This window comes from Mediterraneibacter torques, from assembly GCF_044591705.1.
In the GTDB taxonomy this organism is placed as follows: Bacteria; Bacillota; Clostridia; order Lachnospirales; family Lachnospiraceae; genus Mediterraneibacter; species Mediterraneibacter torques.
The window spans coordinates 1865019-1881613 of record NZ_CP172594.1 but is presented as its reverse complement, the minus strand read 5'-3'; the positions used below and the strand labels follow the sequence as shown (position 1 = coordinate 1881613).

Below are 16595 nucleotides of genomic sequence, written 5' to 3'. Positions count from 1 at the left end.
ATGGAAAAGGAGGAGGTCCGATGGATGCGTACAGAACAATTAATGATACGCTTGTAAATCTGTTTAATGAAATATGGGAATTAGAAAAAGAAGCGATCATAACCGAAGAATTTAAAGACATTACAAATAATGATATGCATATCATAGAAGCAATCGGATTATCCGGTGAAAATACAATGTCATCCGTAGCTAAAAAGCTGAAGATCACGGCGGGGTCTCTCACAACTGCGGTCAATGCGCTTGTCAGAAAGGCATATGTGAAGAGGGAAAGAAGTGAAGAGGACAGACGGGTCGTATATATAGCGCTTACGGAAAAAGGAGAGAAAGCTTTTTATCATCACGAGCAGTTCCATCGTCAGATGACCAACGCCGTGATAGAAAAGCTGGATGACGAAGAAATTGACGCACTTGTAAAAATGCTTAAAGATATTTCTGCATTTTTCAGAAGTTATCAGTCATAACACAGGAAAACGGAAATCTGATAAGGCGGGATTTGTGGTATGGATGAATTTATTTTTATTTTGGAATTGATCGGAACAGTAGCGTTTGCTTCTTCGGGAGCAATGATCGCCATAGAAAAAAAGATGGATATTTTCGGGGTAAATGTGCTCGGGGCGACAACTGCGGTAGGTGGCGGGATCATGCGGGATATCATACTCGGATTGACGCCGCCGGGGGCGTTTTCGCATCCGGTCTATGTTCTTGTGGCGGCGCTGACATCGACGATTCTTTTTGTGATCGCATATGCGAAACCGACGGCTTTTGAGTCTCGGGTAAAGACAGATTATTATGATAAGCTGATGTTCTGGTGCGATACGGCAGGACTTGGAATATTTACAGTAGTGGGGATACAGGCGGCGGTGCGGGCCGTCGGCGGGGAAAATGTGTTTTTCTTTGTATTTATCGGAACGCTTACAGGAGTAGGAGGAGGGGTGCTTCGTGATATTATGGCAGGCGAGACTCCGTATATTCTTGTAAAGCATATTTACGCATGCGCTGCGATTGCGGGAGGAATCGTCTGTGTAGTCGGAAGAACGGCATTCGGAGAAGCTTACGGTACGATATTAGGACTGGCGGCAACGGTGCTGCTCCGTTTTTTGGCAGCTCATTTCAGGTGGAATCTGATGCGTGTATCATAAGGTTTTTCATCTCGGAAAATAGCCGGATGATAAGAAAATTACAGTGAAGGCGGACTGAAATTACAGCAAGAATGATAAAAATTTGACGTTTTCTGAAAAATGAGGTACAATCCCCTATGAAACTTTTTGATTTGGGTTGAATAAGTGATACTGAACAGGATTAGAGAGCGGTATCGGAAATACTTGGTTGTATTATTTTAGGAGGGAACAAGTATGGCAGTAAAGAAAACAACTTCGACATCAAGGGCAGCGGCTAAAATAGCAAATGCGATCAAAGCGGAGCCTGCAAAGGCGGCTAAAACAGCGGCGAAAGCAGTAAAGGAAGAAGAGAAAACAGCTGTGAAGGCAGAGGAAAAGGCAGAAGTGAAAGCTTCTGAAAAAGCTCCTGTAAAAGCAGAGCCGGAAAAGAAAGAAGCAGCGAAAGCGATTGAGACCAAGAAAGACACAACGAAAAAGCTTGAGACAAAAGCGGCAGTTTTGGTAGATACACCGGAGACAGAAGAGAAGGCAGCTGTAAAAAAATCAGTAAAAGCTCCGGCAAAGGCAGAGAAAAAAGCGCCGGTGAAAAAGGCGGCATCTAAGAAAGCGGAACTGAAAACAGAGATGTTTCTTCAGTTTGCGGGAAAAGAATATACAGACAAAGAGATTTTTGACAAAATAAAATATGTTTGGTCAAAAGTTTTGAAAAATAAAGTCGGCGATATGAAAGATGTTAAGATCTATCTGAAGCCGGAAGAGTCAGCAGCTTATTATGTAATTAACGGCGATACGACAGGTAAAGTCGATCTGTAAAAGTCTGCTATCCTCTCTGTAGCGGGATTGCCCCGGCAGGGAGGTTTTTTATTTATATGAGGAGAAAGGAAGGCGTATGGCATGAGCGAAAATACGAAAAGTAAGATGACGGAGAAGAAAGAACAAAGGAAACGGCTTGAACAGCAGATCCGTTTTATTATTGAAGCGGACAAAGTGAAAAGCGTTTTTCGGCAGACATATCTTGCCGACGGAAGCCGGAAAGAAAACGATGCGGAACATTCATGGCATCTGGCATTGTCTGCGATACTTTTGAAAGAGCATATGGACGCGCCTGTTGATCTGATGAAAGTGATCGTCATGGTACTGATCCATGATCTTGTCGAGATAGATGCGGGTGATACTTATGCATACGATTCCGAGGGCGCCAAGTCAAAAAGAGAGAGGGAGTTAAAAGCGGCAGAGCGTATTTTCGGTATTCTTCCAAAAGATCAGGGAACGTATTTCAGAAGTTTGTGGGATGAATTTGAAGAATATAGTACAGAGGATGCAAAATTCGCTCATTTGCTCGATAATTTCCAGCCGCTTTTATTAAATGACGCATCAGACGGGAAAAGCTGGGCAGAGCATGGAGTGCATAAGGCTCAGGTGTGTAAGCGAAATGAGCGGATTGCGGATACGTCGGATATCGTATGGGAAAAAATGCTTGAAATTATGGATAAACATGTTGAGAAAGGAAATTTGAAAAATGTATGAGCGGGAAACAGAGCGGCTGCAAAAGATGATTGAAGAAAGTGAAAGTATCGTTTTCTTCGGCGGAGCGGGAGTTTCGACAGAAAGCGGAATACCGGATTTTAGAAGTGCGGATGGGATTTATCATCAGAAGTATCGTTTTTCACCTGAACAGGTTGTAAGTCATACGTTTTTTATGAGGTATCCTGAAGCATTTTATGAATTTTATAAAGAAAAAATGATGATTCTTGATGCAAAGCCGAATGCGGCTCACCTGAAATTGGCAGAACTGGAACGGGCGGGAAAACTTACGGCTGTCGTTACGCAGAATATAGACGGTCTGCATCAGTTGGCAGGAAGTAAGCGAGTGTATGAACTGCATGGCAGCATTCACAGAAATTATTGTATGAACTGCGGGAAATTTTATGATGCACAATATGTCAAAAAAAGCGAAGGTGTTCCGAAATGCTCCTGCGGGGGCGTCGTGAAACCAGATGTTGTCCTTTATGAAGAAGGTCTTGATGAGGAGACGATCCGGGGCGCTGTGGAGGCGATCGCGTCTGCAGATATGCTGCTTATCGGAGGCACGTCTCTCGTAGTTTATCCGGCAGCAGGATTTATCGATTATTTCAGAGGAAGCCGTCTTGCGGTGATCAATAAATCAGAAACGGCAAAAAATATCCGATCAGAACTGACGATTTCAGCTCCGATCGGAGAAATATTAAGCCGGATAAAAGTGTGATCAGTCAGATTCCCATCGTCCGGATGCGCCGCATGGGAGGACAAGTCCCGAATCAGTGACAGGAAGTCCGATTTCCTGCGACTCTACATGGCCGTTCCATGGCTTTAGTTCTGTCGAGATCATATACGTAAGTACAGCGGGTGCAAGCCCTGTCGTATAGGAATTGACAAGGAAAAAAAGGGCGTCTTTAGACAAGATCTTTGTGCAAAGTTTGATGAGCGGGTGGATCATATCTTCGATCTTCCATATTTCGCCTTTCGGACCGCGGCCATAAGACGGAGGATCCATGATGATCGCGTCATAAGTATTGCCGCGGCGGATCTCCCGTTCGACAAATTTTACACAATCATCGACAAGCCAGCGGATCGGAGCGTCTTTCAGCCCGGAAGACACTGCGTTTTCTTTCGCCCAGCCGACCATGCCTTTTGAGGCGTCCACATGGGTGACATGCGCTCCGGCGGCCGCTGCCGCAAGAGTTGCGCCGCCTGTATAGGCAAAAAGATTCAAAACTTTTACCGGGCGTCCCGCGTTTCGGATCTTTTCCGAAAACCAATCCCAGTTTGTCGCCTGTTCGGGAAAGAGTCCGGTATGTTTAAAACTAAATGGTTTCAAATTAAATGTAAGAGATCCATAGTGAATCTGCCACTGCTGAGGCAGACTGAAAAATTCCCATTCCCCGCCGCCTTTTTTACTGCGGTGGTAATGGCCGTTCATCTGTTTCCATCCTTTATGATTCTTTTTCGTGTTCCAGATTACCTGAGGATCGGGGCGAACAAGAAGATAATCTCCCCATCGTTCCAGTTTTTCTCCGTTAGAACAATCTATAACTTCATAATCTTTCCAGTTGTCTGCAATCCACATAATAATATCCTTTCTCCATACAGTGTGTGCGAATATAGCTATAGTTTACCACAAGCATGTACAACAGGAAAGCATAAAACAATCTAAATTGTAACAGTTCAGCCATGCAGCGCGGTTTTACGAATGCACAGGCTGAGCTTTTACTGTCTGTGGATTTCGTCAACTTGAATTTTCAAAGTGAAATACGGCATGATTCATGATACAATATAAAATAAGAAATAAAATTTTGAGGGAGATGTCTTATGGTGAAAATGACAGTAGATGCAATGGGAGATCACTGTCCGATTCCGGTAGTGAAAACAAAAAAAGCGCTTGGAAAATTACAGGGAGCAGGACAGATAGAAGTGCTTGTAGATAACGAGACGGCAATGAAAAATGTCATGAAGATGGCAAAAAGCAGCGGCGCGTCAGCGGAATCGGAAAAGATCAGCGACCGGGAATACAAAGTGATGATTACGGTAGAAGAGAAGAACGCGGCTGTATCAGAAAGCGATCAAAAAGGACAGACCGCAGGAAAAGAAAGCCGGGCGCAGGCAGAAGGTGGGGGGAAAGAAGCAGGCGAATCGGATCACAATCCGGCAGCAGAAAATGGAAGTAACAGTAGTGCGCAGGGGATGAACAAAGTGCAGTTATCATCTGCGGGATGCGCGACATGTATCGGAACGGTCGTTGCGGTTTCTTCTGATAAAATGGGAAGCGGAAATGATGAGCTGGGCGCAGTTTTAATGAAGAGTTTCTTTTTTGCGGAGACGCAGCTTGATACGCTTCCGGATAAAATCCTTTTTTACAACGGAGGCGCGAAACTTACGGTGGAAGGTTCGGACTGCCTAGAAGATATCAGGATTTTGGAAAAAGAAGGCGTCGAGATACTGACGTGTGGCACATGTCTTGACTTTTACGGATTAAAGGAAAAACTGGCAGTCGGAGCAGTGACAAATATGTATACGATTGCAGAAATTCTTCAAAACGCAGTCAGCGTTGTTTCTCCGTAACGACAGGAGAAGGACATAAGGAAAAATATTTATTATGGGTGAAAAAGAAAGAATGGCAAAAAGTATAAACGGATAGATAAAAGTGTAAGGACAGTATTGCAAAAGTTTGATACAATACGATAACAGCTCATAGGAAAGCGGCATGTTTTGTCCCGAAATGCAGCTTTTGAGTTGAGTAAGTTTACATGGGGAAAAGGAAAACAAAAATACAGATATCCCCTACATAATGAGGAGGTATTAAGACAAATGAAAAAGACCAAAAAACTGGTAATGTCATGGCTGCTTGCCTTTTGCTGTGTCATCACTTTGGTTGCGCCGTCTGTCGTAAATGCGGCAGCAGATGATTTCGAGATCATCGATGATACAGACGCACGTTTTGTATATTCAGACGGTAATGCAAATAACGGCGGATGGGAATCGGCGGGAGCGGGCGACGCTTCCGTTACAGAGCACTGGAGCAACACGGCAGGCGCGACATTGGACATTACATTCAACGGAACAAAACTGGAGCTTTACGGTAAAAAAGCTGCAAATCATGCAATGTTCAGCGTGAGCATTGACGGAAGCGAGGCAGTAGAATGCGACGCCTATGCCGCAGTGACAGAACCGGAGGCAAAATTGTTTGAAAGCAAAACGCTTGCGGCAGGAAATCATACAGCTCATATCACAGTTTTAGAAAAAAGAAATGAAGCTTCTACAGGGACAGGAAGCATTTATGGCGTACAGTTTGTGTATGCAAAAGCATTTGAGGCAGAGATTGCCGAGCCGGAATTTCCGGGATATACAGAAGTTGACGATGCTGTTTTTACAACAAATCATGAGCCCTTCAAGATCCAGTACGAGCCGGCAGGCGCTTGGACTGCGGGAAGCGGCAACGGAAATTTGTTTTATAACGGAACAGAGCATTACAGCGCAAAAGGCGTTGATGTGTCTTATGAGATGATCTTTACTGGAACCGGAGTAGAGATCCATGCCAGCAAAAATACAGTTCATATGAACTGCGACGTTTATATCGACGATGTGAAAGTCGGAGAACTGGCGGCACAAAATGCCGGAGCAATGCACAAACAGAAATTATTTGAGAAAAAAGATCTTGCGAATACAAAGCATACGCTTCGTGTCGTTCCGAAAGAGGGAGAAAGCATTGAAGGCAAAGTAATACAGCTTGATAAGATCGTTGTTTTTCACGATGAAATTACTGTGCCTGATTCGATCGTATTGAACCGGACGGAGCTGACGATGACACCCGGCGCTTCATCAGAGCTTACGGCGTCTGTCATTCCGTGGAATGCAAATGCGAAGCTTGTGTGGACAAGCAGCGACAGCAGTGTTGTAGAAGTAAACGATGGAAAACTGACCGCAAAAGAGATCGATGTGAAAAAGACAGTTACTGTCACAGCGGCAAGCGCTGAAGACAACAGTGTTTTAGCAGAAGCTAAGATTACAGTCGATCCGGCTCTGGCATTTATGAACGCATATGTAGGCAATGAAAAACTCTTAGAGACAGAGCTTGATTATGATAAGCTGAAAGCAGGAAACGGAAGCGTTTATAACGGAACAGCCTGGTTGAATGATGAACTGAATTCTAAAATTGTCGTGACGACAGAAAAAGACGTTCACAATGTTCAGGTTACAGCAAGCGATTTCAAGAATGAAAAGGGACAGGTTTTGTCAAAAGACAATATTGATATTAAATGGCTCAAAGAAATTGCGGCAAAAGAAGGACGTAACGCACAGGGGCAGACAAAAAATTATCCGGATGTGATCTACAAAGGCGGGAAGAAAGATATCGATGCACAAGATGTACAGTTTGCATGGGTAAATATCGCGATTCCGAAAGATACAGCGGCAGGAAATTATACAGGTACGATTACGGTTTCGGCGGACGAATTAGACAAGCCGTTCGAGCTTACGTACAACATCGAAGTGCTGAACCTTGTACAGCCGGCGCCGGAGGCAACAGAACTGCAAGTTTGGCAGCATCCGTTTTCAGTTGCGAATTATTATTTAGGTTTAGGTGAAAATCCGTCGGGCGGCATCACAAACGAGGTGCGGGAAGATTTCTATTTTACAGAAAAACATTTTAATTTGATGAGAGACTCGATCAAAGAGTATGTTTCGATCGGAGGTCATGACGTAGTTGCCAATGTCGTAGAAGAGGCATGGAATCATCAGTCATATTATAACGATCTTTCGATGGTAAAATGGACGAAGAAAGCGGACGGAACATGGGAATTTGATTATGATTGGTATGATGCATGGATCAATTTCATGATCGAGTGCAAAGTTTTAGATCCTGCAAACGGAATCGGACAGATCAAGTGTTACAGTATCGTTCCGTGGAACAATCAGATCGCTTACTATGATGAAGCGCAGGGCAAAGTAGTGAAAGAATCACACAATCCGGGAACTGCAAAGTGGAAAGAGATGTGGGAACCGTTCTTAAAAGATTTTATGGAACATTCCAAAAAAATGGGATGGTTTGACATCACTTATATTTCAATGGACGAAAGAGGGCTCGATCAGCTTGAACCAGCGGTTGAGATGATCGAATCAGTGAAAGACGAAGATGGAAACCACTTTAAGATCTCTTCGGCGCTGAACTATGCAGCTCCGGAATATTATGAGTTTACAGACCGTATCGATGATATTTCGATCAATCTCGGAAACACAGGAAACGTACAGCAGATGAACGATCTGTCAGATCACCGCAGAGACTTAGGTCTGACGACAACGATGTACACATGTACGGGAGATTATCCGAGTAACTTTATGATCAGTGATCCGGGCGACAACTATTGGGATATCTGGTACACGATGACATTAGGAACAGACGGCTATATGCGTTGGGCATGGGATAACTATGTATACGATATGCACGGCGATGCAACTTACCGTTACTGGGAGCCGGGCGACGGATGGTTCATTTATCCGATGGAAAGAGAAGCGGTAGGAGAGGACTTTAACGCTTCCTTCTACAGCACACCGCGTTATGAATTGTTCAAACAAGGTATCCGTGATGTGGCAAAAGCAAAATATCTGTTGAACAGTGAAAGCGCGACAGCAGAAGAAAAAACAGAATTGACAGATGTTGTAGAGCATTTGGCAAAACCGCAGAAAGGAACATATCAAGGTTCTGCGGTGGCGGCATCCGAAAAAGACCGTATGCTCGTTCATTCTGAAACAGAGCGCGCTTTAGATGCGACAAACGCGCTGGCAAGAAACGTTGCGGAGAGGGAGAACCCGAATCCGAAGCCGGAAAGCGCAGATAAAACAGCGCTTAATGCGGCGATTAAAGATGCAGAAGCTTTGAAAAAAGAAGATTACACAGCAGAAAGTTGGAAAGCGTTTGAGACGGCGTTGAATGCGGCAAAAGAAACAGCGGCTGATAAAGATGCAGCTCAGACAGAAGTAGACAACGCATTAAACGTATTGAATGCGGCAGTTGCTAAACTTGAGAAGGTGAAAGATCCGAATCAGCAGCAGCCGGTTCAACCACAGCCGGAGCAGACAAAACCGGATAAGACGACTCCTCAGACAGGAGATCGGACAAACGCAGCGCTTCTGTTTGGATGCGCAGTTCTTTCGGGAGCAGGTGTGTTCTTTGCATATCGCAGACGCAGAACAATAAAATAATCGTTTTCTAAAGTAGATTTCGGAAAACAGAGGAAAAGAACGAAAGAGTCGGAGACGGATCTTTCGTTCTTTTTGTAACGGTGGAGGGATGAAGTCCGAAAGATTCTTTTTTGGTCTGCTTTAGAAATCTACAAAACAGTTGTTAAACAGGTAGATTTGAGTCATAATAAAAACGACTATTATGGATTTTTTCGGAGGAAGAAGAGATGAGGAAGATGGAGAAGATTCATTTAACACAATTTGCAAAACACGGCGGCTGTGCTGCAAAAATCGGTCCTGATACGCTTGGGAAAGTGCTTGGGAGGCTTCCGAAGTTTCATGAGGACAACCTGCTTGTCGGTTTTGAAACTTCGGATGACGCGGCCGTATATAAGCTTTCGGACGATACGGCAGTGATACAGACACTGGATTTTTTTACGCCTGTAGTAGACGATCCCTATACGTTCGGACAGATTGCGGCTGCGAATGCGCTAAGCGACGTATATGCGATGGGAGGAGAACCGAAGATCGCGTTGAATATCGTCTGTTTTCCCGGGGAACTGGATCCGGATTATTTAGGGGAAATTCTGCAAGGAGGCGCGGAAAAGGTTCTTGAATCGGGAGCTGTCCTTGTTGGAGGACATTCGATACAAGATGACGTTCCGAAATACGGACTGTCGGTTATGGGACTTGTTCATCCGAATCGCATCTATAAAAACTTCGGATGTAAAAAAGGAGATGTTCTGATCCTTACGAAACAACTGGGAAGCGGAATCGTCAATACGGCGGTCAAAGCACAGATGGCTTCGGAAGCTGCCGGGAAAGAAGCGGTTGCCGTGATGACGCAGTTAAACAAAAAGGCAAGGGAAATACTGGACAAGTTTACGATCCATGCATGTACAGACGTTACCGGGTTCGGGCTTCTCGGACATTGCGGGGAAATGGCTTCGGCGAGCAGAGCGAAGATAGAGCTTTGGCCAAAAGATATCGCCTATATTGAAGGGGCAAAGGAATATGCGCAGATGGGACTTATTCCCGGGGGAGCATATCGCAACAGAAATCATGTCGCACAGCTTCTTGAAGCGGGAAATACCGATGAGATGTATGTAGATCTGCTCAGTGACCCGCAGACTTCCGGCGGTTTGCTGGCGGCAGTTCCGGAAGAAGAAAAAGATGCGATTTTGGAAGAATTTGATAAAGCACAGATGGAAACAAAAGTGTCGGTTGTCGGAAAAGTAATAGACTCCGAATGTGAAGAAGCAAAAATATATATCCGTTAATATAGGAGGAGAGACAAAATGATTTATCTGGATAATGCCGCTACGACTTTGCACAAACCAAAGGAAGTACAGGAAGCTGTTATAGCGGCGTTTGGGCAGATGGGAAATTCCGGAAGAGGGGCATCGGAGCCGGCGCTTAAGGCATTGGGAACAGTCTACGATGCAAGAGAAGCGCTGGCACGGCTTTTTCATGCCGAAAATGCGAGTGAGATTGTGTTTACCGCAAATTCTACAGAGGCGCTGAATATTGCAATCAAGGGAATACTTGATCCGGGAGATCATGTCATCACAACGGTGCTGGAACATAATTCCGTGCTGCGCCCGCTGTATGAATGCCGCAGGAAAGGTGTGGAGATGACAATTCTTACATGCGACGAATATGCTAACATTTCATATGAAGAGATGGAAAAGGCAGTCAGAAAAAATACACGGGCGATCATATGTACTCATGCGTCAAATATGACCGGAAATATGATCTCTTTGGAGAGTGTCGGAAAGATTGCGGCAAAGTATGGTATTCTCTTTATTGTTGACGCTTCCCAAACCGCGGGAGTATGGGAGATCGATGTACAAAAATATGGGATTTCCGTCCTTTGTTTTACCGGACATAAAGGACTGATGGGACCGCAGGGAACAGGTGGTATGTATGTAAAAAGCGGGGTAAAGATCCGTCCGCTTTTGTCAGGCGGCAGCGGGATAGATTCTTATAATATGCATCATCCGTCGCAGATGCCGGAAGCGCTTGAAGCCGGGACGCTGAACGGTCACGGGATCGCGGGACTTCGGGCGGCATTGTCATTTTTGGAAAGAGAAGGGATGGAACGCCTGCGGAAAAGAGAACTGGAGCTGATGCGCCGTTTTTATAACGGAGTCGCTGAAATTCCGAATGTGAAAGTGTACGGAGACTTTCGGACGGACAGAAGGGCAGCCATCGTTTCTTTGAATATCGGCGATTATGATTCGGCAGAGATAAGCGATGAATTAAGCGGCAGATATGGGATCGTTACGCGGTCCGGAGCGCATTGTGCGCCGTTGATGCATGAAGCGCTTGGAACAAAGATACAGGGTGCGGTCAGATTCAGTTTTTCCCATTATAATACGGAAGAGGAAATTGACGAGGCAATCCGCGCCGTAAAAGAGCTTGCTGAGGAATAAGAAGAACAGGCGCGGGGCAAGGTGTTATGGAATCATAAGAAACGGGGGAGAAGATGAAAAAACGAGAGAAAAAAATTGTGATCACTTTTCATACGACAACGGATGCGATGGCAATGGAACGGTACTGTAAAAAGAGAAAAGAACCGGGCAGACTGATTCCTGTTCCGGGTACGATCTCGGCCGGATGCGGACTTGCATGGTGCGTTCTGCCGCAAGAGAGGGAACATCTTTTGAAAGTGATGGAGGAGGGGGATATAACTCCGCAGGCTGTGCATGAATGTATGTTATAAAATATCACAGTTCTACCACAAAAGATTCACATAGGTTTGATATCGTCTTAAACAAATATATTGTATGAAATATGTGGAAATAAGATTAAAGTATATTGAAAAAGTATATGTCACAGATAGAGGGGAGTGCAGAAATCCACAGAAAGAATACAAAGTTAGGAGGATATCATTTTGATAGAAGTAAAAAATTTGGTAAAAAAATATGGAAATCATTTAGCCGTAGATCACCTGGACTTTCAGATTAAGCCGGGAATGGTTTACGGTTTTTTGGGTCCCAACGGAGCAGGAAAATCTACTACAATGAACATTATGACAGGATGCATGGGGGCAACTCAGGGGGAAGTGCTGATTAATGGATATGACATCTTGAAAGAACCTGAAAAAGCCAAAAGATATATCGGATATTTGCCGGAACATCCACCTCTTTATATGGATATGACTGTGCGGGAATATTTGGATTTTGCAGCAGAGCTGAAAGGAATTAGAAAATCTCAACGAAGAGAAGCTGTTGATGAAGCAGAAAAAATGGTAAAGGTTCAGGATGTGGAACATCGCTTGATTCGAAATCTTTCAAAAGGCTATCGTCAGAGAGTAGGGCTGGCACAGGCAATTTTAGGATTTCCGGATATGATTATTCTTGATGAACCAAGCGTTGGATTGGATCCGAAACAGATTATAGAGATGAGAGATTTAATCCGTAAGTTGGCTGAGAACCATACGGTTATTTTAAGCTCGCATATATTGACGGAGATCAGAGAAGTATGTGATTATATTCTGATTATTTCTAAAGGAAAGCTGGTAGCACAGGATACGCTGGAAAACTTGGAGAAGATGATAGGGTTTCACGATGTGATTGAATTAGAAACATCGGCTTCGGAGGAGGAAATTCATAGAATACTGGGGAGGATTCCCGGAGTTTGTGCGATGCAGATGCGTGTGAAAGGAGAAAAGTGTACTTATGTACAGGTAAAAGTGACTGGAGATAAAAGCAGTCAGAATAACAGAAAAGTAAGAGAAGAGATTTTCTGTGAATTTGCGAAAGAGAAAAAAACATTATATTCATTGTCGGCGCCTGAAACGAGTTTGGAAGAAGCGTTTATGAAATTGACACAGAACGATAATATAGAAAGAAATATGCAAATCGAAGAATCGCTTGTGAAAGATAGACAGGTAAAGGACGGACGGGTGAAAGAAAGCCGACCGGGAGAGAAACAGATAGGAGTGGAAACCAGAAAATGTGAGATGAATACAGAGGGAGGAAAAGAGGATGAAGGCGGTTTATAAAAAAGAATTAAAAGCGTATTTTCAGTCTATAATAGGGTGTGTATTTATTGCCTTTCTTATTGCATTTACTGGAATTTATTTCATGGCGTATAATATGACAACAGGATATCCGTATTTTTCTTATACACTTTCAGGATCGTTGATCGTATTTATTGTAGGGATTCCTTTGATTACGATGCGTTCATTTGCAGAAGAGAGAAAGAATAAAACAGATCAGATTCTGTTGACAGCGCCAGTGAGTTTGTGGAAAGTTGTGGTTGGAAAATACCTGGCGATGGTGACGGTAATTGCAATCCCGAATCTTATATTTTGTATTTTCCCTCTTATCATTAAATTGCAGGGGACGGCGTATTTGACAGTTGATTATATTTCGATTTTGATGTTCTTCCTGCTCGGCTGTGTTTTTGCAGCTATAGGAATGCTTTTATCAGCGCTTACAGAAAGTCAAATTATTGCGTATATAGGGACGTTTGGTATTTTTCTGATTCTATATTTATGGGATGGTATCTTATCTCTGTTTCCAAATACGGCGATGAGCGGACTTGTGTTTATAATTTTGCTTATTTTGCTGGCAGCTTTCTACATATGGAGAATGACGAACAGTTTTTCGATTGCGGGAGGAGTGGGCTGTGTCGGAGTGGCAGTAGCGATAGCAGTGTATTTTCTGAAAGAGACGCTTTATGAAAATCTGTTTACAGAGTCTTTGGGCGGGTTCGCTCTGACAAATATTTTTACCGATATTACACAAAATAGTATTGTAGATGTGAGCGGAATTGTATTGTACTTGTCGATGATCACATTATTTTTATTTTTGACAGTTCAGTCGATTAGAAGACGACTTTGGGAAAGTGCGGCAAAAAAACATGGAGCGTATAGCGTGACGATGACAGCGGTTTTTCTTGCAATTACAGTTGTCATAAACTTGATTGCATGCCAGATACCGGAAAAATTCCGAAAGATAGATGTGAGTAATACAAAAATTTACGAGATTTCAGATACGACAGAAGATTTCCTGAAAGAAATGGATAAAGAAATATCGATGAAGATAATTGCCGTAAAAGAAAATACAGATGAACGAATCGTTACATTTTTGAGTAAATATGCGGCTTTATCGAATAAAATACATATGGAGTGGATAGATCCTGTTCTTCATCCGTCGGTTTTGTCAGAATATGAAACTACAGAAAATACGATTGTGATTTCCTGTGAAGAAACAGGAAAAAATACGACGGTTTCTTTTGATGATATTTTGGTGATGGATCAATATTCCTACTATTATTATGGAAGTACATCGTATACATCATTTGACGGAGAAGGACAGCTCACAAGTGCACTGAATTATGTGACAGGCGAGGAGACAAAGAAAGTTTATTTGTCAACAGGACATGGGGAACAAGAGCTTGCTGAAACGATAACGGAATTGATGAATAAAAATGGATATGAGTTGTCGGAAGTTAATTTACTTATGTCAACATCTGTACCGGATGATTGTGATCTTCTTATTGTGAACGCAGTAACTTCTGATCTGACAGAAGATGAGAAAACAATGTTGCAGCTGTATTTGCAGCAAGGGGGAAAGGTGACCGTCCTATTAGGAGAAACAGAAGGGGAAAAGCTCCCGAACCTGATAAGTATTTTGTCTGAATATGGCATGACGATGGAAGGCGGTTACATTGCAGATATGACGAGATGTTATCAAAATAATCCTTATTGCATTTTCCCCAAATTATCTGTAAGCGGTGATTTGGCAGAACAGATTAAGTCAGAAATGACACTTGTTATGAATACCCATGGGATGACAGTGAACGATCCGGCAAGGGATACGATTACAACGGTTCCGTTTATGTCAACGTCTGATCAGGCATTTGCAGTGACGGAGCAAGACCAAAAGCAGGGAGAATATATTCTTGGAGCATATGCGACAGAAACAGTAAGCGAGATCTCCGCAGAGACAGAAGAAACAGAAATTTCAGAAGAAAATGCAGAAGCGTCGGAAGAAATTACGGAAGATACAGAGAAGGAAAGTAGATTGACGGTGATTGCTGCAGGAAGTCTGATAGATGAGCAGATTATAGATACCTTTACGGAATTGGAAAATACACAGTTGTTTATGAACATAATGGCAGTAAATTTTGAAAATGTGAAAAATGTCTCAATCGAAGCCAAAAGCCTTAGTGTAGAATATAATGCTGTTCAGCATGCCGGATTATTCGGAACACTGATGATTTTTGGAATACCTGCAGTGATTTTAATCAGTGGTTTTGTTGTTTGGTACAGGAGGAGAAAAGCATGACACAAAAAAGGAAAATAGGTTTGCTCATAATTGTTTTCGTGGCGCTTATATGTATATATATGTGGGTTCGCGCGTGGAATCAAAGCGAACAGGCACAGGCAAATACAATGATACGAATTACAGATACAGAAGGAGATAAGATTAAAAAGATCGCTTTAAATATAGAAAATGGAGAGTTGAACTTTGAAAAAGAAAATGGTGTGTGGTATGATGCTTTAGATCATGATATTCCGATTAATCAAAGCATTATGAATGAAATTGCAGATACGGTTGGCAGTATTTCTGCAAATCGGAAGTTGAAAAATGCAGATGAAGCAAAAGACTATGGTTTGGATGTTCCTATTTATACGATCGAGTATACAGATGATAATGATGATGTCATTTCTGTTTATTTCGGAAATAATACAGGGGACAATATTTATGCAACATTAGAAGGGGAAAAATCTATTTATACTGTTTCGAGTCAGGTCATTGAAGATTTAAATTATACAGAAGAAGATCTGATACAACTTGACGACTATCCATCGATTGGAAGTGGCAATCTTGAGAAGGCAGTTATTACGAAAAATAAAAATTCTGTTGTATATGACAGTGCAGACGAGACGCAGACGGAACAAATAATCGCAATAGCCGGAGGCCTTGGAGCTGTGCAGCTGTCCACAACGGCAGATTATTGTGCAGAAGAAAAAGAATTATCAGAATACGGTTTGGATGAAGATTTAAGGGCTGCGGTAGAAGTGACTTATCAGGAAGATGAAAAAGAAAAGAAACTGACATTATATATAGGAAACCGGGTCGGGGATGACAGATATGTGATGTTAAATGATTCAAAGATTGTGTATCTGGTTTCTGATGCAATATGTGGAAATATATTAAATGAAGAAGAATAAAAACAGGTTATAAGCAGTAAGATTTTATATTCTTTTAATTGACTTTGCAGGAGAAACGAGAGAGAATGTTATTCATATCAAAAAGGCATTAATGCAGAAGGATGGATGGAAATGAAAGAAAAATTAATACGTTTTATGCAGGGCAGATACGGTATCGATCAATTATCGAAGTTTCTTCTGATCACGGGATTGGCGGTAGTTCTTTTATCGGCGTTTTTCGGAGAAACCGCGGTGAGCATGCTTTTATATATTTTCGGCTGGGGAGTCGTGATCTACTGTTATTTTCGGATATTTTCAAGAAATGTACAGAAGCGGTACGCAGAAAATCAGGCATATCTTATGAAAACATACAAGATAAGAAATTGGTTTCAGAATCAAAAAAACATCTGGCAGCAGAGAAAAGTGTACCACATTTATACATGTCCGTCATGTAAACAAAAAATCCGCATCCCGAAGGGCAAAGGGAAAATTGAAGTAAGATGTCCGAAGTGCGGTACGACTTTTATAAAGAAAAGTTAAGCTGTGCAGACAACGAAAATATAGAACTGAAAAGTAAGAAATCCCCGTAACAA

At 42.7% G+C, this 16595-nt stretch carries 15 protein-coding genes; 14 read left to right on the top strand and 1 reads right to left on the bottom strand.

Annotated elements, in window-relative coordinates:
* Positions 1 to 20: 20 nt before the first annotated feature.
* From ACH9UM_RS08820 to ACH9UM_RS08800, 5 genes are all read left to right on the top strand, one after another.
* On the top strand, positions 21 to 461 hold the full coding sequence (locus tag ACH9UM_RS08820; protein ID WP_004845946.1) for a MarR family winged helix-turn-helix transcriptional regulator: 441 nt from the start codon (positions 21 to 23) through the stop codon (positions 459 to 461).
* A gap of 39 nt (positions 462 to 500) precedes the next feature.
* Positions 501 to 1139 carry a trimeric intracellular cation channel family protein gene (locus tag ACH9UM_RS08815; RefSeq protein ID WP_004845945.1) on the top strand — a complete coding sequence of 213 codons (639 nt, stop codon included), beginning with the start codon at positions 501 to 503 and terminating at the stop codon, positions 1137 to 1139.
* Between the two features lie 213 nt (positions 1140 to 1352).
* Entirely contained in the window at positions 1353 to 1931 is a 579-nt protein-coding gene (locus ACH9UM_RS08810; protein ID WP_004845944.1) for a DUF6465 family protein, read from the top strand.
* Positions 1932 to 2012: 81 nt separating this feature from the next.
* Positions 2013 to 2645 (top strand): HD domain-containing protein, encoded by a 633-nt coding sequence (locus ACH9UM_RS08805; RefSeq protein WP_118188419.1) that lies wholly within the window; start codon positions 2013 to 2015, stop codon positions 2643 to 2645.
* The gene (locus tag ACH9UM_RS08800; protein WP_004845941.1) at positions 2638 to 3363 is read left to right on the top strand and encodes an NAD-dependent protein deacylase; all 726 of its coding nucleotides are present in this window, start codon (positions 2638 to 2640) and stop codon (positions 3361 to 3363) included. Before ACH9UM_RS08805 ends, ACH9UM_RS08800 begins: the two co-directional genes overlap by 8 nt.
* Here ACH9UM_RS08800 and ACH9UM_RS08795 read toward each other — a convergent pair whose 3' ends face one another.
* Positions 3364 to 4224: a class I SAM-dependent methyltransferase gene (locus tag ACH9UM_RS08795; protein ID WP_004845939.1), complete on the bottom strand. Its 861-nt coding sequence runs from the start codon at positions 4222 to 4224 to the stop codon at positions 3364 to 3366. It abuts the gene before it with no gap.
* 242 nt (positions 4225 to 4466) lie between these two features.
* Here ACH9UM_RS08795 and yedF point away from each other — a divergent pair, with 242 nt between their 5' ends.
* The 9 genes from yedF (at position 4467) to ACH9UM_RS08750 (ending at position 16542) form a co-directional block, all read left to right on the top strand.
* Entirely contained in the window at positions 4467 to 5216 is a 750-nt protein-coding gene (gene yedF / locus ACH9UM_RS08790) for a sulfurtransferase-like selenium metabolism protein YedF (RefSeq protein WP_004845938.1), read from the top strand.
* A gap of 246 nt (positions 5217 to 5462) precedes the next feature.
* Positions 5463 to 8852, top strand: a complete 3390-nt coding sequence (locus ACH9UM_RS08785; protein WP_400091102.1) for a glycoside hydrolase domain-containing protein — start codon at positions 5463 to 5465, stop codon at positions 8850 to 8852.
* A gap of 215 nt (positions 8853 to 9067) precedes the next feature.
* Positions 9068 to 10111, top strand: coding sequence for a selenide, water dikinase SelD (selD, locus tag ACH9UM_RS08780; protein ID WP_227182484.1), 1044 nt, complete (start codon positions 9068 to 9070; stop codon positions 10109 to 10111).
* Between the two features lie 18 nt (positions 10112 to 10129).
* Positions 10130 to 11266 (top strand): aminotransferase class V-fold PLP-dependent enzyme, encoded by a 1137-nt coding sequence (locus ACH9UM_RS08775; RefSeq protein WP_022003170.1) that lies wholly within the window; start codon positions 10130 to 10132, stop codon positions 11264 to 11266.
* Positions 11267 to 11319: 53 nt separating this feature from the next.
* Positions 11320 to 11556 (top strand): DUF3343 domain-containing protein, encoded by a 237-nt coding sequence (locus ACH9UM_RS08770; RefSeq protein WP_004845934.1) that lies wholly within the window; start codon positions 11320 to 11322, stop codon positions 11554 to 11556.
* A gap of 171 nt (positions 11557 to 11727) precedes the next feature.
* Complete coding sequence (locus ACH9UM_RS08765) at positions 11728 to 12840, top strand: ABC transporter ATP-binding protein (RefSeq protein ID WP_009243628.1); 1113 nt, start codon at positions 11728 to 11730, stop codon at positions 12838 to 12840.
* A complete protein-coding gene (locus ACH9UM_RS08760) occupies positions 12824 to 15133 on the top strand; it encodes a Gldg family protein (protein ID WP_004845931.1) in 2310 nt (769 codons plus the stop codon). Before ACH9UM_RS08765 ends, ACH9UM_RS08760 begins: the two co-directional genes overlap by 17 nt.
* Positions 15130 to 16023, top strand: a complete 894-nt coding sequence (locus ACH9UM_RS08755; protein WP_400091101.1) for a DUF4340 domain-containing protein — start codon at positions 15130 to 15132, stop codon at positions 16021 to 16023. Before ACH9UM_RS08760 ends, ACH9UM_RS08755 begins: the two co-directional genes overlap by 4 nt.
* Before the next feature lie 111 nt (positions 16024 to 16134).
* Positions 16135 to 16542 (top strand): hypothetical protein, encoded by a 408-nt coding sequence (locus tag ACH9UM_RS08750; protein WP_009243399.1) that lies wholly within the window; start codon positions 16135 to 16137, stop codon positions 16540 to 16542.
* The last annotated feature ends 53 nt before the right edge of the window (positions 16543 to 16595 follow it).

Excerpts from the sequence above, each read along its gene's own strand:
- ACH9UM_RS08820 (WP_004845946.1), top strand. The coding sequence starts at position 21 with ATGGATGCGTACAGAACAATTAATGATACGCTTGTAAATCTGTTTAAT.
- ACH9UM_RS08815 (WP_004845945.1), top strand. The coding sequence starts at position 501 with ATGGATGAATTTATTTTTATTTTGGAATTGATCGGAACAGTAGCGTTT.
- ACH9UM_RS08810 (WP_004845944.1), top strand. The coding sequence starts at position 1,353 with ATGGCAGTAAAGAAAACAACTTCGACATCAAGGGCAGCGGCTAAAATA.
- ACH9UM_RS08805 (WP_118188419.1), top strand. The coding sequence starts at position 2,013 with ATGAGCGAAAATACGAAAAGTAAGATGACGGAGAAGAAAGAACAAAGG.
- ACH9UM_RS08800 (WP_004845941.1), top strand. The coding sequence starts at position 2,638 with ATGTATGAGCGGGAAACAGAGCGGCTGCAAAAGATGATTGAAGAAAGT.
- ACH9UM_RS08795 (WP_004845939.1), bottom strand. The coding sequence starts at position 4,224 with ATGTGGATTGCAGACAACTGGAAAGATTATGAAGTTATAGATTGTTCT.
- yedF (WP_004845938.1), top strand. The coding sequence starts at position 4,467 with ATGGTGAAAATGACAGTAGATGCAATGGGAGATCACTGTCCGATTCCG.
- ACH9UM_RS08785 (WP_400091102.1), top strand. The coding sequence starts at position 5,463 with ATGAAAAAGACCAAAAAACTGGTAATGTCATGGCTGCTTGCCTTTTGC.
- selD (WP_227182484.1), top strand. The coding sequence starts at position 9,068 with ATGGAGAAGATTCATTTAACACAATTTGCAAAACACGGCGGCTGTGCT.
- ACH9UM_RS08775 (WP_022003170.1), top strand. The coding sequence starts at position 10,130 with ATGATTTATCTGGATAATGCCGCTACGACTTTGCACAAACCAAAGGAA.
- ACH9UM_RS08770 (WP_004845934.1), top strand. The coding sequence starts at position 11,320 with ATGAAAAAACGAGAGAAAAAAATTGTGATCACTTTTCATACGACAACG.
- ACH9UM_RS08760 (WP_004845931.1), top strand. The coding sequence starts at position 12,824 with ATGAAGGCGGTTTATAAAAAAGAATTAAAAGCGTATTTTCAGTCTATA.
- ACH9UM_RS08755 (WP_400091101.1), top strand. The coding sequence starts at position 15,130 with ATGACACAAAAAAGGAAAATAGGTTTGCTCATAATTGTTTTCGTGGCG.
- ACH9UM_RS08750 (WP_009243399.1), top strand. The coding sequence starts at position 16,135 with ATGAAAGAAAAATTAATACGTTTTATGCAGGGCAGATACGGTATCGAT.